Origin of the sequence: Haloglomus salinum, from assembly GCF_024298825.1 — an archaeon.
Classification (GTDB): domain Archaea; phylum Halobacteriota; class Halobacteria; order Halobacteriales; family Haloarculaceae; genus Haloglomus; species Haloglomus salinum.
Genome location: NZ_CP101153.1, coordinates 1,030,533 through 1,056,833, shown reverse-complemented (window position 1 = coordinate 1,056,833; position 26,301 = coordinate 1,030,533). Strand labels below are relative to the sequence as shown.

Genomic DNA, 26,301 nt, shown 5'->3' with positions numbered 1-26,301 from the left:
ACCGACCAGCCCCGGGCTACGACTGCACGGGCCCCTCGACGACCCGATACGTCGCCCACCGGCGCTCACCCTCCCGCCCGATGAGGTTGTACCACTCCAGTTCCGTGAGATAGTTGCGCCGCTGGCGCTCCGAGCACGGCTCCTCGACCCGCTTCTCGTACGCCGCGTACAGGTCACTGGCCGACACCTCTCCATGCTCTTCGATTACTTCGAACAGAACGCGCTACCGATGGGTGAGGTTCTAGATGGTCTGCTGGCGGATCTCCGCCCGGGCCTCGGGCACCTCCTCGGCGATTGCGGCCCCACTGGTGCGGTCGACACCGCTTGAGGGGGGCCGCTCGGCGGCGTGTTTCAGCGCCCGAATCCCGGCCGGGGTATCGCCACGCGCCCTGTCAGCCTTGGGGCGTAAGAGTCGTCACACGCCGGCTGCTCACTCGACCGGGATTTCGTCGTCGCAGACGGGGCAATGGTAGGTCCGCCCCCGCTTGGCTAACTCTGCCTCTGTACCGGTCCAGCCGCAGCTCGGGCATTGGACGGGTACCGACCGTGACATTGGACGTAGGCCCACCGGAGGACGACTCAAAAGCGTGGTGCAGGGGCCGGGCTCAGCCAGCCCGCCTTCGTGGAAAAGTCCCGAGACTGCCGCGATAGAAGCATCAATCTGTGTCAGCCCCCACACCCCCCTGAGCATCCCATGGTCTGGAATCCCCTCGCCCTCATCGGCGGCTATCTGCTCGCGTGCGCCGCCGTGTATGCACTCCACGAAGGTGCCCACTACGTCGTCCACGCCCGGCATGCCGAGACGGTGTCGCTCACCATCGAGTGGCCGGCGCCCTCCGTCACCGCCACGTACGGCCTGGACGGCTCGCCGACCGCGGCGCGGCTGGGTCCGGTCGCCCCGACGGTCGTGTTTGCGCCGCTCCTGGGGCTGGCCAGCTACCTCTACACGACCTTCTATACGATTCCCACGCTCTCGCCAACGGTGTGGACGATGGTTCTGGTGCCACTGCTCATCCTCGTCTACCCGACGGCCGACGACCGGCGCGGATACTGGACGGCCTGCAGTAGAGGAACTGCTCCGGCCCAGCACGCACGAGGCCGTCAGTGTGGATGGCGGTTACTGTGCCGCCTGTGGGCACGCGGTGGTGGTCGGGGCGTGATGCAGGTTCGCAGCCGAGTGGAGTACCGATGCCGACCTCGCCCCGGCGCGAGTGGGCCGAATCGGACGGGGTCGATTCCGTCCTGAACGGACGGTAAACCTATCCGCTGGAGGCGAGACACACGAGCATGCGCCGACGGGCCCTCCTGGGAAGTCTCGCCGCCGCGGTCGCGCTCTCGGGGTGCAACGACACGTCGAGCGACGGTGACACGCCCGAATCGACGCCGGACCAGCAAACACTCACGCCCACAGAAGCGCCGACCACGGACGCCACGGCAACGGGCGGGGAGACGGGCGCGTCGACACCGACCGGCGGTCCGACGCCCACGCCCGCGGGCGTCGAGTTCGACGCCAGCCTCGCCGAGAGTACCAGCCAGTGCGGGTTCACCTGCCGGACGGTGACCTACACCATCACGAACCGCGGGATGGCGCCGGCAGCGGATGTGACGGTCGGGATCACGGTGTCTACCGGCGGCGACCAGGTCTACGAGGGCACCCAGTCGATCGGTGATGTCGGCGCCCGGAGCCGGAAGTCGGAGATTACGAAGAACGTCGACCCGGGGCTCGGCGGCGGCCGGAAGGTCCAGAACAACGATGGGCAGGTGACAGTGGTCCTGAAACCGCAGGCGGCGGGGGGCGCCGCGGCGACCTTCGAGTTCGAGCGGCAACTGGACGTGTGACCATCCTCGCGCGCGAGTTCTCTTTCGGAAGCTCTCTCACCAGCCGGCCCCTGGGGCCCGCCAGTTCCCGCATCGCGGGCGGATGTCCGCTTGAGTCTGACCGACTCGCGCGCTGTATTCAGTACCGGTCAGAAGGCGTGACTACTCGCAATCAGTATCGGCCTGACCGATGCAGAGGGTGTACGCAGCACCCCTGATTTAACCGAACTGGCACACCACTGCGGGGCATGGACGAGTATATCGAGCCCCGTCCGGGGAGTTCGGTTCTGCTTACCATCGATACGCAAAACGACTTCACGTTGCCCGGTGCTCCGGCAGAGATTGAGGGGACCGCTCAGGCAGTATCACAGATGAAGCGTCTCGCCGAGGCGTTTCGGTCTGCGGACGCACCGATCGTTAATGTCGTCCGGTTGTACAAGGAGGACGGGTCAAACGTCGATCAGTGCAGGCGGGCAACGATTGAAGCCGGGGCTGAAATCGTCCAGCCTGGAACTGACGGCGCCGAGCTCGTTGAGGAATTGAAACCATCGGCCGACGTGCGTATCGATTCCGAGGCGCTGCTCCGCGGTGACTTTCAGGAGATCGGCTCACAAGAATGGATTATGTACAAACCCCGCTGGAGCGCGTTCTATCGAACCGGATTGGAGGACTTTCTCGCTGCACGGTCGGTGGATACGGTCGTCGCCTGTGGGTGTAACTTCCCGAACTGTCCGCGAACGACAATCTACGAAGCAAGCGAGCGGGATTATCGGCTGGTTTTCGTTCCCGACGCGACCTCCAGGGTATATGAACGCGGTATCCGGGAATTGGAGAACATCGGCGTGACCGTCCAGGGCACTGCTGACACGATCGAATGGATTTCAGAATAGGTACTGGCTGGAGAGATGAGTACGCGGCCTGCAGCCGGTGAGGTTCGTGGCAGAACGCTGTCAGTACCAGCGTGACCGACTCAGAGGCTGTATGCACCACGAGCTCCTGGTGTGCTATTCGTTCGGGTTTCGTCGGATATCCTGGGCATAGTTGCCGGTGGGTCCTCTATCCGGACCTGGTGACGTTCGTAGGTATCGTAGAACTGTTCGAGTGGATGTGCTTTCACCTCTGAGGGCCGTGAACCGCCAACACAGTATGCGTGCGTATCAATCGTCGCCCCCAGTGTTATCACTGTATTGAACGAACACATCTACATGTCAGAAAGAACGTTACGACAACCCCCGGTAGATATTCGAAAAGTATCGGAGTTACTCGTCCTCACGTTTGCCATCTCCTGGGGTGGTGTGGCTGTGCTCTATTTCGCCGACGTCGATATCGGAAGTAGCGCCGGGCAGGGCATTGGCACTCTTGTCTTCATGGGGGCCCCTGCCATCGCGGCAATTACACTTCTCCGGTATCGCCGAGCATCCATTCGGAAGGGAACTGGTCTTTACCGAGGGCGCATTCGGTGGATTCGCCTCGCCTGGGTAGCACCGGTTGGGCTTACTGCCGCGATGATTGGCGTCGGTCTTGTGCTTCCGGGCACGACGTTTACGACAGAGTATTCGGCGTTCTTGCTCGAACTCGGCTTCACGGAGGCGGAAGCCGTTGACACGATTGCCGAACTGGAACAGACCGGCGTTCCGGTAGTCGTCCTCTTGGCCGGACTGGGACTCGTCCTCGGGGGGACGCTCTTCGCGCTCGCCGCCCTCGGCGAAGAACTCGGCTGGCGGGGGCTGTTGCTTACGGAGTTGGCACCACTCGGATTCTGGAAACTGTCGCTATGGACGGGTTTGGTCTGGGGAATCTGGCATACCCCGCTCATCCTTCTCGGACTCCAGTTCCCGAACCAACCAGTGGTCGGGATATTCACGATGACTGTCACAACCGTGGCTTTGTCGCCGATTTACACCTACCTGACCGTCCGGGCCCAGTCGGTGCTCGCCGCGACGTTTTTTCATGGCTCATTCACCCTGGGTGTATTCACGTCGGTGTTCCTGGTAAACGAGAGCGAGCTCGTGATTTCCTCCTTTGGCGTCGTCGGAATCGTGGCCGCGCTGTTTGGCATTGCAGCGTGTCTGGTACACGATCGGCTCCTTGCTGATGAGCAAATTACGACAGGTGGTCCTCTGAGTCCCTGGTCCCGTACTGAAGCGTGAAACTGCCGTGTTCGGTTGAGCAGATGCCGGGAGCGTATCATAGAATCCACCTCATAGCTTCTTACCGTTTGGGTCGTCTTCTCGATTGTACCGGTACATACTGATGGGGGACTGCTCCACGCGCTCTATCGGATGATTCGCTCAGGGAACTCTTGATTCGGCTTTCGTGACCGATACGCGCGCTGCATGCAGCAATACCGTTTCGAACTCCCCATCGTCTGTCAGTACCGACGTGACCGATGCAGAGGGTGTAGTCAGCATGGCTTGTCACCGCTGACGAGAGCGTCAGCGAGAAGTGCTCGAGATCGCCCTCGAACTCGGGTACTATACCGTGCAACGTGAGGCGACTCATCGGGACATTGCCGACCGATTGGGGCTGTCCGTCGGGACGGTGGGTGAACACCTCCAGAAGATCGAGCCCCGAGTGTTCGAGGCCTTCCGCTCCTGATACAGGGCTCTCGCGATGCATGGAACGTCGGCTGGGGAACGTAACTACTCGCTGCCAGTACCGGTGAGACCACTTCCGAGAGTAGTCATCACGCCGACGAAGCGGTGCTCTGGAGGGGTGCCGATATGTATAGTTATCTGCGACCCAACTCTCCATCCGTCCATGTACACAGTCGCCGACCTACCTATCGAGAATACTCTCCAGACCGTCGAATACGATCTCGGCCTCGAATCGGCACTCCGTCGGATGTTCGAGTACAGCTATACACAGATCGGTGTCGAACGCGACGGTGAGTTGGTCGGAATTGTCACTTACAGGTCAGTCGTCCGGACGCTCCTTGCATTCCATCAACTGGAGGTCGGGCACAAAACGCTCGATAACATCTCGGTCGGGGCCGCAGTTGAAGATGCACACACCATCAGCGAGGACGAGAACCTCTTGGCCGTATTCGATGCACTCGCAGAGTACACGTATATCGTGGTCAATCGAGAGGGCGAGTGGAACATTCTGACCGACTACGACCTCCTCACACGGTTGAAGCAGATGCTCGAACCGTTTCTGTTGATCGAATCGATCGAAATGCAGTTGCGTGACATCTTCACGCGAGTGTTCGGAGACTCCCTGTCGGAGCAGTTGGCCGAAACGTTCGACGAAGAACACCCACTGCCGACACCGGCGTCGATCGAGCATTGCAGTTACGCACACTATGCCCAGTTTATATCGATTCACTGGGAGGAGTTTGAATCGCTCTTCGACGATCAACAGGACGTGATTCGAGAGCTGGTGTTCGAAATCGGAGACATGCGAAACCAGCTCTTCCACTTTCGAATCGACGACCCGGAGGAATTCGACCGGGACCTGCTCAGATTCGGCCAGTCGTACTTTTCTTCGGTGTAACTTCTCAATCTGTGGGTGGGTCGGTCTAGCTATCACCTAACCTGACGACAACTATGTCAACTGACGCAGGCTCTGTGAATTGAGACGCTTTCGGTAGAGGGGTAGTGTTGGCGGCAATCGCTCCCAGACCCAACGCGCGCACTCTATTCAGCACGGCGTTCGAAAGGTGTCAGCAATCACCCTGGTCGCCGGCTGTCAATCGGTCCGCACCTGCGGGTAGAGCGTGAGCCGAACGACCTCGGTCGGGAGCTGCTCGGCCAGTTCGGCGTCAACCTCGCGTTTCACCGCCTCGTAGTTCTCGACGGTCTCGACGAGTGCTGGAGCGCGGCGTCGATCACCTCGGCATCAGCGTCGGCATCGATGGCACCTCTCGCCTGGTCGAGCAGCTTCTCCCGGTCGCCAGTCGCGCGGAGCGCGATGCGGTCGCGTCCCGTACAGAAGGCGTTGTGAACACGGCGCCCAGGAACTGCCGCTGAACCGGGGTAACCCACCCATCGCGATCCGTGCGAGAAACTCAAACGCCCAGCTGCTTGTCAACTGAGCGCCGACCCGGTGTCGGCGTCGCCTCGATCTCGCTCGACACCCCCGTTCTGACCGCCGCTGGAGAGGGTCGCAGCGACCCTCACCGGGGGTTCGGAGTTACGGCCTGAGAGACTACGAGCGCAGCTAAGGGTACTGTCGCTCCGAAGTCGAGAACGGGACCGCCGAGAATTGAACTCGGGTCCTACGGACCCCATCCGCAGAGGATACCACTACCCCACGGTCCCTTGCATCCGAGCGAAGGCGGGTCCGGGTAAAGAGCGTGTCGTTTCGGTCGCCGGGGCCACTACCATTACGGCCCCGCGCCGAGTCTGCCGGGGCGTATGCTCCCGACCCTGCCGGTACAGACGCTGGGGCAACGCATCGACACGCTGTTCAACAACCTGGCGGCGGGCGCGGTAGCGTTCGCCGGCGACCTCCTCGTGTTCGTCCTGACGGTCGTGGTGTTCTACCTGCTCGGCCGCATCGTCGTCGTCCCGGTCGTCACGCGCCTGTTGCAGGCCCGTGACATCGAGCCGACGCTGGCGAAGCCGGCCCGGAAGCTGACGCTCGCGGCGGTCGTCTTCGTGGCCGTCGCGGTCGGGTTCGCCATCGCCGGCTTCGGCGACCTGCTCACGTCGCTGGCGACCATCGCCGCGGCGCTGACGCTGGCCATCGGCTTCGCCTCACAGGATATCATCGGCAACCTCGTCTCCGGCGTGTTCCTCATCGCGGACCCGAAGATCCGTATCGGTGACTGGGTCGAGTGGAACGACCGGACGGGTATCATCGAGGATATCAGCTTCCGCGTCTCGCGGGTCCGGACGTTCAACAACGAACTCGTGACGGTCCCCAACTCGGAACTCGCGAACACGGCCATCACCAATCCCGTCGCGAAGGACAAGCTCCGGGTCCCGTTCACCTTCGGCGTCGGCTACGGTGACGACCTCGACCATGCGCAGGCCGTCATCGTCGAGGAGGCCAAGCGCCACGACGACATCCTCGACGAGCCCGCGCCCTCGACGCGCGTGACCGAACTCGCGGACTCGTACGTCGGCATCCAGTCGCGGTTCTGGATCGCGAACCCCTCGCGCTCGGACTGGGCGAAGGTTCGCTCGGAGTACGTCCAGGCCGTCAAGGAGCGCTGTGACGCCGAGGAGATCGATATGCCGTACCCCCACCAGCAGTTGCTCGGGGGCATCGACGTGGAGATGGAGAAGAGGGGCGAGGCGACCGTCGGCGACTGACACCGTCGCTGGCGACCGACTCGCGACTCCTGGTCCGGTCCGTACGGTGGGGCGCCGCGGCGTGGCCGGGCATATGTCGATTCCGGTCGGTTCACGGGAGTGAGTCGCAGGAGAATTGATAGGCGCTCCGCACCGATACAGGCCAACCGTGGGCGAGTCGACCATCGCGGAGTTCGGGGCCCGAATTTCCTTCAGCGGCTCCAGCGACACGACCGAGCGGTCGCGGGTCGTCCTCCGGCCGGCCGGACTCGTTCTCGCCACCGGTGGGACGACACGACGGATTCCACTCGACCGGGTCTTCGACATCGCACAGGACGTCTCGCCGCTGGTCGAGGCCGACGCGACAGAGACGGTGACCATCGCGTTCACCGCCGAGAGCCGCCGGCAACTGGTCTCCATCGAGGGGCGAGCGGAGACGCTGTTCCGGTTCCAGCACGCACTGTTCGGCGTACTGCTCGATGAGACTCCCGTTGCGGTCCGACACACGGAGGGTGGGAGTCGGAAGTTCGAGCGGTCGGACCTCTCGCTGCGGGTGAGCGCAACCCGGCTCCGGGTCGAGGACGAGGCGGGCGCTCCCGTACTCACGGTCTCGCGCGACGACCTGACAAGGTTCCGGTCCCAGAGTGGCGAGGGCGACGCGCGGCCTGTCATCTCGCTCTACTGGCGCCGGGAGGGACGGCCCGCGATGACCACGGCGCGGCTCCCATCGCCCCGACTGTTCAACCTGTTCGGGCGGTACATCCAGTCACCGTTGCGGATGGTGGCACCTGACGAGGGCACGGCGCCGTCGGACGACCACGCCGAGGTGCTTCTCGTGGACGACGAACCGGACGCACTGGAGCTGGCGGAGGTGTTCCTTCGGCGGCAGTCCGACCGGCTCTCGGTCACCACCACCCAGCGCCCGGCTGACGCCCTGGAGCAGCTCGAGCGTGGCTCGTTCGACTGTATCGTGAGCGACTTCCGGATGCCCAGAACCAACGGTATCGAGCTGCTCCAGCAGGTTCGTGAGTCCCACCCCGACCTTCCCTTCATCCTGTTCACCGGGCAGGGCAGCGAGGACGTGGCGAAGCGGGCCATCCTCGACGATGTCACCGACTACGTCGAGAAGGGCGTCGGCACCGACCCGTACGTCGTGCTCGCCGACCGGATCGACCGCGCGGTCCGGTAGCCGCCGCGCCGCCGGCGCGTGCCGAGGCCACTACACGAGGACGCGCTCGAGGTCGACCACGACGCCGCGCTCGGCGTCGGGGTCGCCCACGAGCCGGCCGAGACAGACGGCCGTGCCGCTCGGGGCGTAGCCGGCCACGAGCGGCGCGTCCTCGCTGTCCCCAGGGGCGGGTACCTCACCGGCGTTTGGCCCCTCCGCGGGCGGCTCGATGCCCAGCACGCCGGGTGCGTAGACGGGGGCGCCGGTGGCCACCTGCCGGGCGGCGCTGGGCGCGACCGTCACGCGCGGGAGGTGCCGGAGCGTTCGCTCGGCCGGCCGGACCACCTCCCGGATTGGCCCTTCGTGGCCGTCCTCGTGCCAGACCGCAAGCGCGTCGATGTAGTCGTGGAGCGTCACGAGGTCGGTGTCGTCGAAGGTGCCGGTCGCGGTCCGGCGGAGGTCGCCCATGTTCGCGCCCGTCCCCAGCGCCAGCCCGAGGTCGTGACAGAGCTTCCGGACGTAGGTGCCGGCCTCGCACTCGATGCGCAGCAGTGCGCGCCGGTCCTCGCGTTCGAGGAGGGCCAGCTCGTGGACGGTCCGGGTGCGGAGGCGCCGGCTCACGGCCGATTTCCGTGGTGGTTTCTGGAGCAGGGGGGCCTTGAACTCGGCGACCGTCTCCTCGAGGTCGGCGGGTGCCGGGCGGTGGAGTTCGAGGACGGCGACGTACTCCTTGTCGGCGTCGTCGAACGCCTGGGCGAGGCGGGTCGCATCGCCGAGCATCAGCGGCAGACAGCCCGTCACCTTCGGGTCGAGCGTCCCCGCGTGGGCCGCGCGGTCGACGGTCTCGTCGGCGCCCGCTGTGGCGAGCGCGTCGTCGGTGAGGTCACGCGCCCACGCTGCGACCTGGTGGGCAGAGGGGCCGGGCGGCTTGTCGAGGTTACAGACGCCGAACGCCAGCAGTTCGGGGACCGAGCGCTCGTCCGGTGCGGGACGGAGGTCGATGTCGACGGTCGCGTCGGCGTCGCCGGTCATCTCAGAACTCGTACCGGATGCCCTCGACGGGGGTCTTCCCCTCGTCGCCCTCGGGCGTGTACGCCTCGACGACGGCGCGGAGCGCGCCGACGACGCCGTCGGGGTCGAGGCGGGAGGTGTTCAGGACGAGGTCGTAGATGGAGAGGTCCTCGATGTCGATGCCGTAGTACTCCCGATAGCGCGAGGCTTCGGACTCGGCGCGGGCGCGGGTCTCCTCGCGGGCCCGCTCGACGGCCTTGTCCTCGCGCTCGGCGATGCGCTGGGCCCGGACCGCGAGCGGCGCGTTCAGCCACATCTTGAAGTCGGCGTGCTCGCCGGCCATCCAGCCCGCCAGCCGCGACTCGAGGACGAGGTCGTCGCGCTCGCTGGCGGTCTCGCGGAGCCGGCGGTCCAGGTCGCGGTCGATTGCGTCGTCCTCCTCGGCGGCGCGGTTCAACTCGAGCGGCGTCATCCCGCGCTCGTCGGCCAGCGCCCGGAAGATGTCACCCCCGCTGACGTGCTCGTAGCCGAGCGCCTCGGCGAGTCCGGCCGCCGCAGTGGATTTCCCACTGCCTGCGGGGCCGGAGATGGTAATCAACATGTGCTCTCTGGGTCGGTGGCGTTCAAAATCGTTGTCCTTGCGGGGGCAGTTTGCGGGCGTGTGGCGGGGTGGCACTGGACCACGACTGGCCCGACGAACTGGCACACGCCCGCCCCGACGATCACGACAACGGAGCCACCTACGAAGCCCTCGCGCTCTCTCACGGTGACAGCGACTACAACGGAGCCACCTACGAAGCCCTCGCGCTCTCGACTCGGGGGCCTCGCTGCGCTCCTCGGGCGCCAGAGGCGCCCTGCGGTGCTTACGTCGGCCGCCGTCGTCGAGAGCGCTCGCCCTTCGAGTCCGCCAGGAGTCAGTTGTGTCATGGGCGCTGTGGCCCTGCCCTTCCCCAGGTCGCGCGGCACTCGGCCACAAGGGCCTCGGCACGCGCTCCCGGCCGGAGAGTGGTTCTCGGCGGGCTGGTTCCGGGACCAGGAAGCGCGCGGGCGCCATCCCCGTGGAGACCGCGAGCGGAGCGAGCGTGTCGGAACACTCGCGGCGTTCGGGAGAGCGGAGCTCTCCCGCAGCCCCTCAGAATCTCCGATTCTGAGGACGCCTGCGCGGGGAGGTGTGGGGCCCCCTGCTCGCCCGGAACCACCACGCGCACACGCTCAGCCAACCCAGCAACAGGTCGGGACTGACAGGGGCCGGCCGCTCGACCGTTCCCGGGCGACGTAAGCACCGCAGGGAGCGAACGAAGTGAGCGACTGAGGAGCGCAACGAGCCCCGGAACGTCGAGCGGGCGGGGGCTTTCAAGAGGATTCCGTCATCACTGTCGGCCTCGTCACGGGTCGAGCGGGCGAGGGCTTCACAGCTATCTCGCCCGTGCCATCGCCCCGGTCCCGGCACCGTTTTCCCCGCGCCCGCCACCCGACACGGTATGACCGACGAAGACGACACGAGCGGCCCCGACCCGGCCCACTTCCGCGCGCTCGAGGAGATGTACCACGAGGCCCCCTGCAACGACCGGCTCGACCCCACGCTCAGTATCGACACCGCCGAGGCGATGCTGGAGTTCGATGTCGACGAGTCCACTCACCACGCGGCCGGCGGGATGCACGGCTCGTACTACTTCAAGGCGCTCGACGACGCCGCCTTCTTCGCCGTCAACTCCCTCGTCGAGGACGTGTTCGTCCTCACGACTGGGTTCGACGTCCACTTCGAGCGGCCCGTCAGCGAGGGGACCGTCCGGGCGGAGGGGGTCGTCGTGAACGCGAACCCGAACCAGCTGCTCGCCAGTGCCATCGCCGAGGACGGCGAGGGCAACGAGATCGCACGGGGTACGGGCCGGTTCGCCCGGAGCCGCGTCGAACTCGACGAGGATGTCGGGTACGTCCGGGAGTAGTCGGCGCGATGGCCGTCGGTTAAAACGGTACCGGCAGAACAGGGGTCAGAGTTTAGTCGGGGGGCTCCGCGTCACCGTGTCACATGAAGTACCACCAGCAGGAACCGCTCCGGCACGTCGGGGCGATTCCGGCGATGGGGGCTGACCGATACGATGAGAAACTGGCACTGGAGTACCGCGGGCAGGAGTACTCCTACGCCGACCTCGACCGGCGCGCCGACCAGGTGGCGAACGCGCTCGTGGACCTCGGCGTCGAGCCGGGCGACCGCGTGGCGATGTACATCGCCAACTCGCTGCAGTTCCCGGAGACGTTCTTCGGTATCGTCCGCACGGGCGCCGTCGCCGTCCCGCTCAACCACCGGATGGACAAGGGGCGGCTGGAGTACATCCTGGACGACGCCGGCGTGGAGGTGCTCGTGGGGTCGGAGGTGTTCCCGTCGGTCGTCACGGACCTCTCCGCGCACGTCGAGACGACGCTCATCCCCGGCGGCAACGAGGACGCCGGCCTGCGGGATTACGACGCACACGTCGACGGCGCGAGCGCCGAATTCGACCGGCCCGAACGTGACTTCGAGGATGTCTGCCTGCAGTGCTACACCTCGGGAACGACCGGCGACCCGAAGGGTGTGCTGACATCGCACCGGAACGTCCTGACGACGGCGCGCTCGTACACGAAGACCGGCGCGGGCGACCCCGAGGAGAACACGGCGCTGCTCGTGCTGCCGCTGTTCCACATGTACGGGCTGAGCGTCGTGCTCATCAACGGGCTGTACAACGGCGCCGAGATCGTCCTGAAGACGCTGCCCGTCGCCTCGCAGCTGCTCGGGGCCATCGACGAGCACGACGTGACGGAGTTCGCGGGCATCCCGGCCATCTTCATCGAGATGCTGAACGAGTACGAGTCCAGCCCCGAGGCGTACGACCTCTCCAGTATCGAGACGGTCGGGTCGGGCGCGGCCCCGCTCGCCGACGACACCCGCGACCGCGTCGAGGAGATGTTCGGCGCCCAGCTCATCGAGGGCTGGGGGATGACCGAGACCACGCCCGCGGGCACGACGAACTCCGTCCGGGGCGTCATCAAGGGCGCCGGCTGTATCGGCCGCCCGAGCCCCGATATCGAACTGAAACTGGTCGACCCCGTCACGGGCGAGACCCGCGTCGACGCCGCCCTGCTCGACCCGCAGGCCCCCGTCGATATCGAGGAGCACGTCGACTTCGACGACGAGGACTCGTTCACCGGTGAGATGGCGGTGCGTGGCCCGCAGGTGTTCCAGGGGTACCACAACCTGCCCGAGAAGAACGAGCAGGTGTTCGACGACGAGGGCTGGTTCTACACGGACGACATCGCGCGCGTCGACGAGGACCGCTTCCTCTGGATGGTCGACCGCGCGGACGACATGATAATCGTCGGCGGGGAGAACGTCTACCCGGCCGAGGTGGAGAACGCGCTGTTCGACCACCCTGCCGTCGCCGAGGCCGCGGTGGTCGGTGCCGACCACGAGGTGAAGGGGCAGGCCCCGGTCGCGTTCGTCGTCCTCGAGAACGACGCTGACCCCGACGAGATAACGGAGCGGTCGCTCCGCGAGTTCGCGCTCGACCGTGTCCCCACGTACGCCCACCCGCGGCGGGTGTTCTTCGTCGACGAACTCCCGCGCTCGGGCACCCGGAAGGTCCAGCGCTACAAGTTGGAGGACGAGGCCGCGGAGCGACTGGGCGGGCCGCTCTCCTCCAGCGAGGAACTGTAGGCAGCCATCCCCGGTCGAGGACAGCCCCCGCGAACGCCGCTGGGTGGTGGGTAGCGGGCTCTCCCACCACCCCGTGTGGGTCGGTGTCGAACACGGGAGAAACGGTTAAGCTACCGCATTTGGTACTCTCTCACATGAACCTCTCCTCGAGCCAGGCGTTCGGCACCGATCGCCCGCCGGTGACGGCCGTCCACCTGTTCGTCCGCTCGCTCTCGCCCGATAGCGACGGCGGGCGGGTCGAGGAGCTCGTCGCCCAGCTGGACGACCTCGACGAGGCCATCGACACGACCGTCCACATCTGGGGCGACGCCGTCGGTCTCGAGGGGCCGCTCGCCGAGACGCCGCCGGCGCGGTTCGTCCTCGACGAGGTCGCCGACTTCCGTGACTGGGCCGCACGCCACGGCGCGGAACTGGTCGGGTTCGAGACCCGCGAGACGGCCTGTGCGTTCACCGACCGGAACTGCCGGCTGCTCTCGCTCCCGACGGTGGCGCTGGCGGCCACCCGTGGCGACGAACTCGTCGGGGTCGCCCCCGTCCAGGTCGACGACGACCACGTCACCGTCGACGACCTGCTCGCGGCGGTGGAACCGACCGAGAAGCGGCTCGTCGCGCAGTGACATTACTGGTATTCACCTAATTTTAACATAATTTCTTCTAGAAACTGAAAATGGGGAATTGAGTCGTAATCTGCGCCCTTTAGCCGAGTAGAATCGCTCTGTTCCCTGGCTCACTCCTTGCCCCAGAGCGGCCCGTCTTCCACCAGCACCGGCAGGTACCGCTCGCGCCGGGGGAACCCCTCGACCACCTCCTCGACGAGGGCCGCGAGGCCCTCGGCCGATAGCGACCGTTCGGTCCCCTCGCGTCGGTCCCAGACCTTCAGGGACTCCGTGTCGGCCTCGCGGTCACCGACCACGGCGACGAACGGGACGCGGTCGCGCTCGGCCCGGTCGAGTCGCTCGCCGACCGGGAGCGGGCGGTCGTCGACGTCGGCCCGGAGGCCGGCGGCCGACACCTCGTCCGCGAGCGCCGTCGCCCGGTCACGGTCGTCGCCGTCGACCGTCACGAACCGGACCTGCGTCGGGACGAGCCAGGCCGGGGGGTCGTCCCAGCACGCGCGGCGGGTCCCGTCGAGGCTCCCGAGCGGCGCGCAGTCGACGATGACCGGGTGGTCGGGGGCCTCGTCTCCGCCATCGGCCTCGTTCCCACCCCCGGCGAACGCGATGTCCGCTCGCTCCGCGAGCCCCGGGTCCAGTCGAACGTGGGGTGCGTCGCCGGGGTCGCGCCGTGCGTCGTGGAACTCGAGGCGGACCCGTGCCGAGTCGTCGTCCGCGGCGGCGTCCCGGTGGACCAGCAGCGGGCGGTCGAGCGCCGCAGCGAGGTCGTCGAGTCGGTCCGGTGGGACCGCGCCGCCGGCGTAACAGACCGGGGCGGCGCCGAGCCCGCAGTCACGGCTCAGCGCCGTGGCGAGCGTGGCGAACTCGACGAGGGCGTCCCACGCCGCGTCGCGGTCGGCCGTCACCGCGTGCGCGGTCGGGACGGTCGTCGCGCTCCCATCGCGCTCCTCGGGGCCGGTTTCGCCCAGGCGGAGCGGGCAGTCCCCGGATTCGAGGTCCACGTCCCGGAGGAACGCGAGGGCACCGAGTCGTGCCGAGGGGCGGAGCCGCGCGCCACGCTCCGGGTACGCGCCGACGGTTCCCAGCGCGCCCAGCAGCCGGGCCACTTCGGGGTCCGACGGGTCGTACGTGACGGCGGTCTCGACGGGCGCGACGCCCGCTCCCAGCAGCCGCTCGTGGACCCGGTCGTCTAGCAGGTCCCGGACGAGGCGGCCGGCGGGAAGCAGGCGGCGGCCACCGAGGCCGTCGGGTTCGGCCAGGGGCGGTTGCCCGTCCCCGTCGCCACGCGCGACGAGGTGGTCGACCGTGGGCCCGTCAATCGCGAGGTCGAACGCCGCGCGCGTGTCGGTGTCGAGGTCCCGGCGCGAAGTCTCGATGTCGCGACGCTCACCGTCGGCGACGACGGTCCACTCGGACTCGACCGCCTGCACCTCGACCGCGCCCGTGAACCGGGTCACCGATTCGGCGAACGGGTGACCGGCGGTCGAAAGCGCGAGTGCGTGGTGCCAGCCGACGGGCGCCCGGAGCACGTCGAGGCCGTCCCCGTCGTCGGCCCCGCGGTCGTCGAGCGCTCGCGCGAGCGCCCGACAGCACGCGACGCTCGTCTCGTGGTCGCTCGGTCGCTCGCCGAGCGCCGGGCATGGGTAGACGAGCACCCGCGAGAGCCGGAGGTCGTCGGCCCGGTCGAGGAGGTGGTCGGCAGCCTCGGCCGCGACCGCGCCGGGGTCGTGTGCGTCGTCGCCCTCTATGGCGACGAAGGCGACGAGACAGTCGTCGAACCCACCCTCGCGCGGGGCCGGGGGTGCGTCGGTCGGGTCGGGGGTCGGCTCCTCGGGGTCGGGGGCGTCCTCGGCGGGCGGCGCGGCGACCGTCTCGAACGAGCAGTGGTCGGCGTGGACGTCCAGGACGCGCATGGGGAGCGGTCGGCCGGTCGCGGCAAAGCGATTGTGGGTGGCCTCGGAGGGCGAGGTTTTTGCGCCCGCGCCGTGCCGGTCGGCCATGGCCATCATCGTCGGGCCGACCCTCCCGGAGCCGTACTTCGAACGCGTCGAGGCCGTGTGGGACGACCTGGTTGACCGGTTCGGCATCGACCGCTACGTCAACCCGTACCCGCACGTCACGCTGTACGGCCTCGAGGCGTCCGCGGACGTGGACGCGGTCGTGGCCGCCGCCGAGCGTGTCGCCGCCGAGCACGACCCGTTCACCGTCCGGACGTCCGGCCTGGGCACGTTCCCCGGGTACCACGTCTACATCCCCGTCGCGAAGTCGCCGGCGTTGCTGCACCTGCACGAGGATACGGTCGACGCCCTCGCACCGCTGGGGGACGCCCCGACCGAGTACTACGAACCCGACGGGTGGTTCCCGCACGTCGGCCTGGCCCTCTCGCTCGACCACGACCTCGCGGGCGAGGTGGTCGGGCACCTGCTGGAGCGGGAGTTCGCCTGGACGTTCACGGTCGACAACGTCTCGGTCACGCGGCCGGCGGCCGACGGCGGGACGCACGAACTGGTGGCGACCATCGACCTGTAGTCGGCCGCTCGTGGGACCGCTGGCCCGGGTGTCGCCCCCGTCGTTAAGCCCTCTCCGTGTGTCGGCTCCGCACATGACCCTCCGCGAGATGGACGAGGCCGGCCACGAACACGTCGCCTTCTACCGCGACGAGTCGACGGGCCTGCGCTGTATCGTCGCCGTCTACGACTCCCGGCGCGGCCCGGCGGTCGGCGGCACCCGGATGCTCGACTACGACGACGAGGCCGACGCGCTCGAGGACGCACTTCGGCTCTCGGAGGCGATGGCCTACAAGACCGCCGCCGCCGAGTTGCCGCTGGGCGGTGGGAAGGCCGTCATCGTCGGCGACCCCGACGAGAAGACCGACGACCTCCTCCGGGCGTACGGTCGCGTGGTCGACAGCTACGACGGCCGCTTCGTCACGGGCGAGGACGTGAACATCGACGTGGCGGACCTTCGTGTCATCCAGGAGACGACTGGCAACGTCGGCGGCGCGGGCGGCGGCGAGGGGACGGACGTGACCGCGGCGGGGGTCGTCCACGGCCTCCGAGCCTGCTTCGCCGAGCGGGGCGGGGACGACTCGCTGGACGGGCGGCGCATCGCGGTGCAGGGCGTCGGCAAGGTCGGGCGGGCGCTCGTGGAGCGGCTCGTGGACGAGTGGGCGAACGTGGTCGTCGCCGACGTGGACGAGGAAGCGGTCGCCGCGGTCGAGGAGGAGTTCGATGTCGAGTCGGTCGCGCCCGAGGCCATCTACGACGAACCCTGCGACGCCTTCGCACCCTGCGCGCTGGGCGGTGTGCTGAACGACGAGACCATCTCCCGGCTGGAGTGCGATATCGTCTGCGGGTCGGCCAACAACCAGCTCGCCGCGCGCCGGCACGCCGACGCGCTGGCCGAGCGCGGCATCCTGTACGCGCCCGATTACGTGGTGAACGCCGGCGGCCTGGTCGCGGGCGTCACCGAGATGGAGGGCGGCGATACCGCCGAGGCGCTGGAGCGGGTGGCGGCCGTCCGCGACCGGCTGGAGTCCATCTTCGAGACGGCGCGGGCCGAGGGCATCACGCCGCTGGCGGCGGCCGACCGCTTCGCGGAGGCACGGATGGCCGAGGGTGGCGAGTCGACGTTGTTCTGAGCGCACCCGGCCGAGCGATGCCCGGCTTGCGGGTGTGTGCCAACCCCTCCCGCCGTCTCTAAAGCTTTATCCGGCGCTCCCGACTCCCTCGTGGTATGGTAGCCGTCACGCTCCCCGACGGGTCCGTCCTGGACCTGGACGACGGGGTCACGGTCGAGGAGGTCGCCTACGAGATCGGACCGGGACTCGGGGCGGCCACAGTCGCCGGCGTCGTCGACGGCGAGCTGGTCGACCGGCACACGCCGCTGTACGAGGACTGCAAGCTCGAAATCGTCACGGAGGACTCCGACGAGTACCTGCAGGTCCTCCGCCACTCTGCCGCCCACGTCTTCGCGCAGGCACTCCAACGCCTGCACCCCGAGGCCAAGCTCACCATCGGCCCGCCGACGGACCAGGGGTTCTACTACGACGTCACGAACGTCGACCTCGACGAGGACGACCTCGCGGCCATCGAGGACGAGATGGCCGACATCGTCGAGGCCGACTACGACATCGAGCGCGTCGAGCGCTCCCGCGAGGAGGCGTTCGAGGTCTACGAGGACAACGAGTACAAGCAGGAGATTCTGGAGACCGAAGCCGCCGACGCGGAGGCGGTCTCCTTCTACGTGCAGGACGACTGGCAGGACCTCTGCCAGGGGCCTCACGTCGATAGCACGGGTGAGGTCGGCGCGTTCGAGTTGCTCGACATCTCCGCGGCGTACTGGCGCGGTGACGAGGAGAACGACACGCTGACGCGCGTCCACGGGACGGCGTTCCCCTCCGAGAAGGACCTCGAGCAGTTCCTCGAACGGCGCGAGGAGGCGAAGAAGCGCGACCACCGCCGCCTCGGGAGCGAACTCGACCTGTTCTCCATCCCGGACACGACGGGTCCCGGCCTGCCGCTGTACCACCCCGCCGGGAAGACGGTGCTCGACGAGCTGTCGGGCTACGTCCGCGACCTGAACGAGCGCTACGGCTACGAGTACGTCGAGACGCCCCACCTCTTCCGCACGGAGCTGTGGAAGAAGTCTGGCCACTACGACAACTACCGGGACGACATGTTCCTCCTCGACGTGAACGACGAGGAGTACGGGCTGAAGCCGATGAACTGTCCCGGCCACGCCACCATCTTCGAGGAGGGTTCGTGGTCCTATCGAGACCTCCCGGTCCGCTACGCCGAGGACGGGAAGGTGTACCGGAAGGAGCAACGCGGGGAGCTGTCGGGGCTCTCCCGTGTCTGGGCGTTCACCATCGACGACGGCCACCTGTTCTGTCGGCCGAACGACATCGAGCAGGAGGTCGACAACATCATGACCGCCATCAACGAGGTGCTGGAGACGTTCGACCTCGACTACACGGTGGCGCTGGCGACGCGGCCCGAGAAGTCGGTCGGTTCCGACGAGATATGGGAGCGCGCCGAGTCACAGCTCCGTGACGTGCTGGAGAACTCCAGCCTCGACTACCACGTCGAGCCCGGCGACGGCGCCTTCTACGGCCCGAAGATCGACTTCGGCTTCGAGGACGCCCTCGGCCGGGAGTGGGACGGCCCGACGGTCCAGCTCGACTTCAACATGCCCGAGCGGTTCGACCTGAGCTACATCGGCGAGGACAACGAGGAGCACCGCCCGGTGATGATTCACCGGGCGCTGTACGGCTCCTACGAGCGCTTCTTCATGGTCCTCATCGAGCACTTCGACGGGAAGTTCCCGCTCTGGCTCGCGCCCGAGCAGGTCCGCATCCTCCCCATCTCGGACGACAACCTCGGCTACGCCCACCGCGTCAAGAACGAACTCGACGATGCCGGCTTCCGGGTGGAGGTCGAGGACCGCGACCAGACCATCGGCCGCAAAATCCGGGGCGCTCACGAGGACCGGCTCCCGTACATGATTATCGTCGGCGACAACGAGGAGGAGGCCGGCAACATCTCCGTGCGCGACCGCAAGGAGCGCGAGGAGCAGGACATCGAGCTGGACGACTTCCTGTCGCACCTGGAGAGCGAGCGGGCGGAGAAGCGGACGGAGCCTGATTTCCTGGAAGAGTAGGAAGTAACGCACGTAATATCTTGTTTCACTTGTTGTTTCCTTGATAGTCGAGTAATCTGGCGAATTAGAGGTGAGTGGGCTCCGAAGCCCTCGCGCTCTCGACTTCCGGTAGAGCAAGCTCTGCCGACGCTCACAGCGGCGAAGCCGCCGTTCGCTCGGGGGAGCTTCGCTCCCCCGCTGTTCGCCTCACCTTCGATTCCGCCAGGGGATTGTTTCGGCTCGAGCGACGCGCGTGGTGGTTCCAGCGGAGCGCTAGCGTCCCCACACCTCCCCGCGCTCGCGCCGGGTGACCGCGGCCCCTCGGCCGCACGGGCCTCGGGCACCGCTCTCGGTGGCGCGAGCGCGCTACCTGTTCTCGGAACCGACCTGCCGACTAGCCGCTCGACTGGTGCGTGCGAGCTCGTCAGTCCAGCCGGTGCGCGTTGGCGGCTGTGCCGCAGGCCAGCCGCCGCTACACGTGCGAGGGACGAGAAGCGCAACGAGCGCAGCGAGTGAGCATCGCAGGCGGTTGGGGAGGCGTGAGGCCCACACTCTCCGACTGACCAACAGCGGCCGAGGGCTTCGGGAGACGATTCCACCATCGAGAACGAATCACACCCAACCGAACTAAGACGCTCGCACCCGCATCAGAGCCAATGACAATCGGCGACGTCGAACCCGTCGAATCCGTCCCGGACTGCTACTACGTCGACACCGGGATGTACGGCACCGAGAAGTACGGAGCCGTCTACATCTTCGACACCGAGCGCCCGACGATGCTGGACACGGGCATCGGCACGAACCACGACCTCCTCCTCGATGCCCTCGACGAGGTCGGCATCGACCGCGAGGACCTCGAACTGCTCGTCCCGACCCACGTCCACCTCGACCACGCGGGCGGGGCAGGCTTCCTGGCTGAGGCCTGCCCGAACGCGGAGGTTCTCATCCACGGGCGGGGTGCGCGCCACCTCATCGACCCGGAGCGGCTGTGGAAGGGGACGAAGGCGGCGGTCGGCGAGCAGATCGAGTTCTACACCGAGCCCGAGCCCGTCCCGGACAGCCGCGTGGCGCCGCTCGTCGACGGTGACACCGTCGACCTCGGCGACCGGGAACTCGACGTGTACGAGGCGCCCGGCCACGCCCCGCACCAGCACGTCTTCCACGACGCCGAAGCTGACGCCGTGTTCGTCGCGGACGCCGCGGGTATCTACGTGCCACAGCTCGACGCCATCGAGCCGACCTCGCCGCCGGCGAACTTCGACTTCGAGCAGTGCATCGAGGACGTACGTCTCATCCAGCGACTCGACCCGGAGACGCTGTGTTACGCTCACTTCGGCCCCGCGCCCGCTGATGGCCTGCTCACGGAGTACGCCGACGTGCTGACCGACTGGGTCGAGGCCATCGCGGAGGCACGCGTCGAACTCACGGACGACGAGGCCGTCATCGAGCACTTCGTCGAGCGGACCGAGATGGACGCGGTGTGGGGCGAGCGGAAGGCGGAGGCCGAGACGGCGATGAACGTGCGCGGGGTGCTGGGGTATCTCGACCGGCGGACGGCGGCCGACGAGGCGGGCAAGTGATGCCGGGCATCGCCGCGAGACAGGAGACTTAAGCGACCGACGCGAGACGACCCGACCGTATGGCAGCCGGAGCGAGTACTGGGCTCTATCTCGTCGCGTCCATCATCGGCATCGGTGTGGTCGCGCAGGTGCTGTCGGACCGCTTCGAGGTACCCAGCATCATCTTCCTCATCGCCGCGGGCATCGCACTCGGCCCCGAGGGGCTGGGCCTGGTCACGCGGTCGACGTTCGCCGGGGCGCTCCCGTCCATCGTCGGACTGAGCGTCGCCATCATCGTCTTCGAGGGGGCCTTCCATCTCCGGCTGGAGAAGTTCCGTGAGACGCCCGCCGCGACGACCCGGCTGGTCACCATCGGCGCAGCCATCGCGCTGTTCGGGACCGCCGGCGCGGTCAAACTCGCGTTCTCCGAGACCTCGTGGGAGTTCGCCTTCCTCATCGGGTCCCTCCTCGTCGCGACCGGGCCGACGGTCATCACGCCCATCATGGAGGTCGTCCCCGTGCGCGACCGGGTGGAGGCCGCCCTCGAGACGGAGGGCATCGTCAACGACGTGACGGCGGCCATCCTCGCGGTCGTCGTCTTCGAGGTCATCGTCACGGGTGGGTCGACGCCCGCGGAGTTCCTGCAGTTGTTCGTCGAGCGGCTGGGCACCGGCATGGTCATCGGGACCATCGTCGCCGGGGTGCTGTACTACGCGCTCCGGTACGTCGACCTCTCGCCGGGGAATGCCCCGCAGAACGCCCGATTGCTGGTGCTGGCCGGGGCGCTGGTCGCGTTCGCGGCCGCCGACTTCGTCTTCGCCGAGGCCGGCGTCGCCGCCGTCGCCGTCGCCGGTATCGTCCTCGGGAACCTCGACATCCCCTACGAGGAGGATATCTCCGAGTTCAAGGGCGACATCACGCTGCTGGTGCTCTCGTTCGTGTTCATCGCGCTGGCGGCGCTGTTGCGGTTCGAGGACCTGCTCCGGCTGGGACTGGGTGGCGTGTTCGTCGTCGTGGCGGTTGCCCTGGTCATCCGCCCGGCGCTCGTGTTCCTCACGACGGTGGGCGACCGCTTCACCTTCGAGGAGCGTGCCTTCATGTCGTTCGTCGGCCCGCGCGGTATCATCCCCGCGTCCGTGGCGACGCTGTTCGCGGTCGAACTGCAGGGGAAAGCCGACGAGCTGGCGGCGGCAGGCGAGGTTGCGCGGGCGGCCCAGCTCGACGCCGGTGCGACGCTGCTGGTCGGGACGGTGTTCCTGGTCATCCTGGCGACGGTCGTGTTCGAGGGCGGCCTCGCCCGGTACATCGCGGAGTTCCTCGACGTGATACCCATGCGTGTAATCGTAGTCGGCGGCGGCCAGGTGGGACGCACTCTGGCCGACCGCCTCGAAGACAGAGGGGAGAACGTCGTCATCGTGGAGGTCGACGAGGACGCGGTCGAGACGGCCCGAAACGAGGGCCACACGGTCCACATCGGCGACGGAACGGACACGGATGTCCTCCGCTCGGCCGGTGCGGACAACTGCCGTATCCTCGTCGCCGCCACCGGTGACGACGACGCCAATCTCCTCACGGCACAGCTCGCGAAAAGCAAGTTCGACATCGAGACGGTGATGGCCCGGGCCAACAACCCGAACAACGTCGAGGCGTTCGAGGATCTGGGCGTCCGGACCATCTCCTCGGCGGTCGCCACGGCGCAGGCCATGGACAACGCCATCGAGCGTCCGGCGCTCGCCAACTGGATGGGTGAAATCGGGCGCTCGGGCGATGTCCAGGAGATCGAGGTCACCTCCGAGGAGATGGTCGGACGACCCGTCCACGAGGTCGGCCCCGAACTCCCGGGCGGCGTCCTCATCGCGCTGGTCGCCCGGAACGGCGACACCCGTGTTCCGGACGCGGACTTCACGCTGGAGATGGGCGACCGCATCACGCTCATCGGGAGCCGGGACGATGTCCGCGAAGCGATGGAGTTCTGCCACCCCGGGGAGTAACCCGTCGGCGGTACGCCGTTCCACGCCCGCGAGCGGTTCGTGCCCGGTCCATCAATCGGCCCGGGTTCCGGGGCACACGGTTTATCATGGTGGGACTGTTCCCGTGAGACGATGATTCACAATCGCGGCCCGCTCCTCAGCATCGACGTGGGTGAGCGGACGACGCAGGAGGAGGATATCAGCGAGGTGAACGAGACGTTCATCGGTGGGCGCGGCGTCGGCACGAAGCTCGCGCACGACCGCATCCCGTTCGATGCGGACCCGCTGGGCCCGGAGAACCGGCTCGTCTTCGCTACTGGCCCGCTCCAGACCGCGATGACATCGTTCACCGGCCGGATGTCCTGCACCGGACTATCGCCGCTCACGGACGGCCTGCTCTCCTCGAACGCCGGCGGCTACATGTCGCGGCCGTTCGCCGCGGCCGGCAACGCCGCCGTCGAGATCAAAGGCGCCAGCGACGACCTCGTCGGCATCCACGTCACGGACGAGGGCGTCGAGTTCGAGGACGCGAGCGACCTCGCGGGCGCGACCACGAGCGAGACCATCGAGCACATCGAGGACACCCGCGGGCTGGACGAGGGCCACACCGCTGTCGTCGGTCCTGCCGGCGAGAACGGCGTCCGGTTCGCGAGCATCATCACCAGTGAGTCGCGCGCGTTCGGGCGGGGCGGCCTCGGCGCGGTGCTGGGTGCCAAGGGCGTGAAGTTCCTCACCTTCGACGGGGACTCGCCGCCGGAGATCGACCTGGACGAGGAGCTCGGGATGGAGATCCACAAGGAGGCCTCCACCTCCGGCAGTCCGATGAAGGACGCCGGGACGGTGTCGGTCTCGGACTACGCCAACGCCGTCAACGCGCTCCCGACCCGCTACTTCGAGGACCAGTCGTACGAGCACCTCGACCAGATTGGCTCCGGCGCCGTGATGGAACACAAGTACAAGAAGGGGACCTGCTCGCAGTGTGCGTTCGCCTGCAAGCTCCCGACGAAGGACGAGGAGTCCGGCATCGTCACCGAGGGGCCCGAATACGAGACGATGATGTCGTTCGGCTCGAACGCCGACAACGACGACTTCGTCGCCATCATGGAGGCCAACGAGCTGTGTGACCAGCTCGGGATGGACACCATCTCCTGTGGCGACGCCGTCGCCGCGTACCTCAAGAGCGAGGGCGAACTCGGCAACGAGGAGCTGATGGTCGAGACCGTCGAGAAGATCGCCGACCGCGAGGGCATCGGCGACACGCTCGCCGAGGGCATCGACCGCTGTCACGAGGAGCTCGGCGTCGAGAACTGGACGATGAAGGGGATGGAGTTCGCCGCCCACGACGGCCGCGCGCTCAACGGGCAGGGGCTCTCCTTCGCCACCGCGAACCGCGGCGCCGACCACATGTACGCCGAGATGTACCAGCTGGAGTACCCGCTGGTCGCCCCCAACGACGCGCTCGACAAGGAGGGCGTCGCCGGGAAATCGGACCGTCTCATCGAGCAGGAGAACAAGAACGCCGTCCACGATGCGGGCGTCCTCTGCAAGTTCGCCGCCTCCAGCTTCGACCACGAGCGCTACGAGCAGCTGTTCGACGCCTCCTGGGAGGAGCTGATGGACGTCGGGGGCCGCATCGTCGAACTGGAACGGCACTTCAACTCGAAGCGTGGCTTCGACCGCGCCGACGACAACGCCCTGCCCTACGAACTGGAGGGCCTCGACGAGGAACTGTCGAACTACTACGACCTGCGCGGCTGGAACGAGGACGGCACCGTCCCGGACGCGAAGGTCACGGGGGGGAGCGGCGGCGGCGCGGCGCCCGCCGACGACTGAGGACAGCATACGCGCGCCCTCGGCGCGCGTTTTGGTTCGAGAGACGCCTCTGGCGTCTCTCCTCATCACGAGAGAGCGAAGCTCTCTCGAACGACACCGCTCGGAGGGAGCGGAGCGACCGGAGTGCGGCCTTTTTCTGAACGTTCTTTCCGTCTCGGGTTCCGCGCCGCAGGCACGGAACCACTCGGCGCAAAAAAGCTCGTGTTCAGTAGTTCTTCGCGAAGTACGCCGTCTCGACGGCCTCCTCGCCACAGACACCACACGTCTCGTGGATGGGCTCCTCGTCCCGGTCGAGCGGCACCATCACGATCTCGGCGGCGATCTGGTCTTTTATCTCGGCCTCGCAATCCTCATCGCCACACCAGCCGGTCTTGACGTAGCCGCCGTGCTGGCCGAGCGTGCCCAGAATCTCGTTGCGGCCGTGGGCCTCGCGGATGTTCTCCTCGATGCGCTCCTCGGCAGCGGCGTACAGCTTCGCGTACACCGTGTCGAGCGCCTCGCCGACCGCCTCGGTCAGTCCGTCGCGGCCGGCGACCTCGTTCTCGCCGTCAGGGCGGTGGACCAGCGTCGCCTCCTCGTCTGCGACCTCGTTGGGGCCGACCTCGATGCGAAGGGGGACGCCCTTCAGCTCCCACTCGTTGTACTTGAAGCCGGGGTTGCGCTCGTCGCGGTCGTCGAGATGGACGCGGAACTCCGTGTCGAGTTCGGCGGCGAGTTCGGCGCTGTACTCCAGCACCTCGTCCTCGGTGTCCTCCTGCCAGATGGGGACGACGACGACCTGCTGGGGTGCGAGCGCGGGCGGCAGGACGAGTCCCTGGTCGTCGGAGTGGGTCATGATGAGCGCGCCCATCGCCCGCCAGGACAGCCCCCACGAGGTGGTGTGGGCGACCTGCTCGTTCTCGTCCTCGTTGGTGAACGTCACGTCGTACGCCTCGGCGAACGACTGCCCGAGGTAGTGAGAGGTGCCCGCCTGCACGCTCTTGCCGTCGGGCATCAGCGCCTCGATGGTCGTCGTCGTGTGCGCGCCGGGGAACTTGTCGTGGTCGGGCTTGCGTCCGGTGAGCCCGGGGATGGCCATGACCTCCTCGTAGAGGCGCTCGTACTGGCCCAGGCGGGTCATCGTCTCGTCCCAGGCGTCGTCCTCGGTGGCGTGTGCGGTGTGGCCCTCCTGCCAGAGGAACTCCTTGGTGCGGAAGAACGGCTTCGTGTCCGTGGCCTCCCAGCGGACGACCGAGCACCACTGGTTGAGTCGCATCGGCAGGTCGCGGTGGCTCCGGACCCACTGCGCGATGAACGGCGTGATGATGGACTCGCTCGTCGGCCGGACGGCCAGGCGCTCCTCCAGCTCCTCGTGGCCGGCCGTCTCCACCCACGCCACCTCGGGGTCGAACCCCTCGACGATGTCCTTCTCCTTCTCCAGGTAGGACTCGGGGATGAACATCGGGAAGTAGGCGTTCTGGACGCCGGTGTCCTTGAACCAGCCGTCGAGATGCTCCTGGATGCGCTCCCAGATGGCGTACCCCCGCGGTCGCGTGACGATGAACCCGCCCATCGGCGCGTAGTCCGCGAGTTCGGCCTTCTGGACGACCTCGGCGTACCACTCGCCGGGCTTGTGTGATTTGGACTCGGTGATGCCGAGTTCCTGTCCGTCGCCGTCGTCGGCGTCGCTCATACTCGTAGGTGTCGGAGGGGCGTCTTAAACACGGTGCGTTCCGGTTCCGGCGCGAAGGGGCGGCCCGCTCCGTGCCAGGTCGTCC

Annotated in this window: 22 protein-coding genes, 1 tRNA gene and 1 pseudogene; 18 read left to right on the top strand and 6 right to left on the bottom strand. The window is 67.4% G+C overall.

The window, feature by feature from the left end; all coding sequences use genetic code 11:
• Positions 1–16: 16 nt before the first annotated feature.
• Positions 17–187: a hypothetical protein gene (locus NL115_RS05160; RefSeq protein ID WP_254832132.1), complete on the bottom strand. Its 171-nt coding sequence runs from the start codon at positions 185–187 to the stop codon at positions 17–19.
• Positions 188–193: 6 nt separating this feature from the next.
• Between NL115_RS05160 and NL115_RS20590 the strand changes: the two genes are divergently transcribed.
• From NL115_RS20590 to NL115_RS05130, 7 genes and pseudogenes are all read left to right on the top strand, one after another.
• A complete protein-coding gene (locus NL115_RS20590) occupies positions 194–328 on the top strand; it encodes a hypothetical protein (RefSeq protein ID WP_286667919.1) in 135 nt (44 codons plus the stop codon).
• 366 nt (positions 329–694) lie between these two features.
• A complete protein-coding gene (locus NL115_RS05155; protein WP_254832131.1) occupies positions 695–1,246 on the top strand; it encodes a hypothetical protein in 552 nt (183 codons plus the stop codon).
• A 41-nt stretch (positions 1,247–1,287) separates the two neighbouring features.
• Positions 1,288–1,839: a hypothetical protein gene (locus NL115_RS05150; RefSeq protein ID WP_254832130.1), complete on the top strand. Its 552-nt coding sequence runs from the start codon at positions 1,288–1,290 to the stop codon at positions 1,837–1,839.
• Between the two features lie 227 nt (positions 1,840–2,066).
• Complete coding sequence (locus NL115_RS05145) at positions 2,067–2,708, top strand: cysteine hydrolase family protein (RefSeq protein WP_254832129.1); 642 nt, start codon at positions 2,067–2,069, stop codon at positions 2,706–2,708.
• Between the two features lie 315 nt (positions 2,709–3,023).
• On the top strand, positions 3,024–3,968 hold the full coding sequence (locus NL115_RS05140) for a CPBP family intramembrane glutamic endopeptidase (protein ID WP_254832128.1): 945 nt from the start codon (positions 3,024–3,026) through the stop codon (positions 3,966–3,968).
• A 292-nt stretch (positions 3,969–4,260) separates the two neighbouring features.
• A pseudogene (locus NL115_RS05135) lies at positions 4,261–4,416 on the top strand (helix-turn-helix domain-containing protein); the annotation flags it as partial.
• 162 nt (positions 4,417–4,578) lie between these two features.
• Complete coding sequence (locus NL115_RS05130) at positions 4,579–5,313, top strand: CBS domain-containing protein (protein ID WP_254832127.1); 735 nt, start codon at positions 4,579–4,581, stop codon at positions 5,311–5,313.
• A 696-nt stretch (positions 5,314–6,009) separates the two neighbouring features.
• Here NL115_RS05130 and NL115_RS05125 read toward each other — a convergent pair.
• Positions 6,010–6,080 (bottom strand) — tRNA-Pro (locus NL115_RS05125).
• Between the two features lie 96 nt (positions 6,081–6,176).
• Between NL115_RS05125 and NL115_RS05120 the strand changes: the two genes are divergently transcribed.
• On the top strand, positions 6,177–7,079 hold the full coding sequence (locus NL115_RS05120; protein ID WP_254832126.1) for a mechanosensitive ion channel family protein: 903 nt from the start codon (positions 6,177–6,179) through the stop codon (positions 7,077–7,079).
• Between the two features lie 148 nt (positions 7,080–7,227).
• Complete coding sequence (locus tag NL115_RS05115) at positions 7,228–8,247, top strand: response regulator (RefSeq protein ID WP_254832125.1); 1,020 nt, start codon at positions 7,228–7,230, stop codon at positions 8,245–8,247.
• A gap of 30 nt (positions 8,248–8,277) precedes the next feature.
• On the opposite strand, the gene NL115_RS05110 is transcribed toward NL115_RS05115, so the two are convergent.
• Both NL115_RS05110 and cmk read right to left on the bottom strand, forming a co-directional pair.
• Positions 8,278–9,258 (bottom strand): RNA-guided pseudouridylation complex pseudouridine synthase subunit Cbf5, encoded by a 981-nt coding sequence (locus NL115_RS05110; protein ID WP_254832124.1) that lies wholly within the window; start codon positions 9,256–9,258, stop codon positions 8,278–8,280.
• 1 nt (position 9,259) lies between these two features.
• Entirely contained in the window at positions 9,260–9,838 is a 579-nt protein-coding gene (gene cmk, locus NL115_RS05105; protein ID WP_254832123.1) for a (d)CMP kinase, read from the bottom strand.
• Between the two features lie 880 nt (positions 9,839–10,718).
• Between cmk and NL115_RS05100 the strand changes: the two genes are divergently transcribed.
• The 3 genes from NL115_RS05100 to NL115_RS05090 all read left to right on the top strand — a co-directional run bounded on the left by NL115_RS05100 (position 10,719) and on the right by NL115_RS05090 (position 13,545).
• Positions 10,719–11,183: a PaaI family thioesterase gene (locus NL115_RS05100; protein ID WP_254832122.1), complete on the top strand. Its 465-nt coding sequence runs from the start codon at positions 10,719–10,721 to the stop codon at positions 11,181–11,183.
• Between the two features lie 83 nt (positions 11,184–11,266).
• Positions 11,267–12,928, top strand: coding sequence for a class I adenylate-forming enzyme family protein (locus tag NL115_RS05095; protein ID WP_254832121.1), 1,662 nt, complete (start codon positions 11,267–11,269; stop codon positions 12,926–12,928).
• 134 nt (positions 12,929–13,062) lie between these two features.
• Positions 13,063–13,545, top strand: coding sequence for an HTH domain-containing protein (locus NL115_RS05090; RefSeq protein WP_254832120.1), 483 nt, complete (start codon positions 13,063–13,065; stop codon positions 13,543–13,545).
• Between the two features lie 110 nt (positions 13,546–13,655).
• Here the strand turns inward: NL115_RS05090 and NL115_RS05085 are convergent, their stop codons facing one another.
• Complete coding sequence (locus tag NL115_RS05085) at positions 13,656–15,455, bottom strand: threonyl-tRNA synthetase editing domain-containing protein (RefSeq protein WP_254832119.1); 1,800 nt, start codon at positions 15,453–15,455, stop codon at positions 13,656–13,658.
• An 85-nt stretch (positions 15,456–15,540) separates the two neighbouring features.
• Here NL115_RS05085 and NL115_RS05080 point away from each other — a divergent pair, with 85 nt between their 5' ends.
• From NL115_RS05080 to NL115_RS05055, 6 genes are all read left to right on the top strand, one after another.
• Positions 15,541–16,071, top strand: coding sequence for a 2'-5' RNA ligase family protein (locus NL115_RS05080; protein ID WP_254832118.1), 531 nt, complete (start codon positions 15,541–15,543; stop codon positions 16,069–16,071).
• A 73-nt stretch (positions 16,072–16,144) separates the two neighbouring features.
• Positions 16,145–17,182, top strand: a complete 1,038-nt coding sequence (locus NL115_RS05075; RefSeq protein ID WP_254832117.1) for a Glu/Leu/Phe/Val dehydrogenase family protein — start codon at positions 16,145–16,147, stop codon at positions 17,180–17,182.
• Positions 17,183–17,277: 95 nt separating this feature from the next.
• Complete coding sequence (gene thrS, locus NL115_RS05070; protein ID WP_254832116.1) at positions 17,278–19,203, top strand: threonine--tRNA ligase; 1,926 nt, start codon at positions 17,278–17,280, stop codon at positions 19,201–19,203.
• Positions 19,204–19,838: 635 nt separating this feature from the next.
• Positions 19,839–20,762, top strand: a complete 924-nt coding sequence (locus NL115_RS05065) for an MBL fold metallo-hydrolase (RefSeq protein WP_254832115.1) — start codon at positions 19,839–19,841, stop codon at positions 20,760–20,762.
• Between the two features lie 59 nt (positions 20,763–20,821).
• On the top strand, positions 20,822–22,732 hold the full coding sequence (locus NL115_RS05060; RefSeq protein WP_254832114.1) for an NAD-binding protein: 1,911 nt from the start codon (positions 20,822–20,824) through the stop codon (positions 22,730–22,732).
• 111 nt (positions 22,733–22,843) lie between these two features.
• Positions 22,844–24,544: an aldehyde ferredoxin oxidoreductase family protein gene (locus tag NL115_RS05055; protein ID WP_254832113.1), complete on the top strand. Its 1,701-nt coding sequence runs from the start codon at positions 22,844–22,846 to the stop codon at positions 24,542–24,544.
• 205 nt (positions 24,545–24,749) lie between these two features.
• On the opposite strand, the gene proS is transcribed toward NL115_RS05055, so the two are convergent.
• Positions 24,750–26,216 carry a proline--tRNA ligase gene (gene proS, locus NL115_RS05050; protein ID WP_254832112.1) on the bottom strand — a complete coding sequence of 489 codons (1,467 nt, stop codon included), beginning with the start codon at positions 26,214–26,216 and terminating at the stop codon, positions 24,750–24,752.
• Between the last annotated feature and the right edge of the window lie 85 nt (positions 26,217–26,301).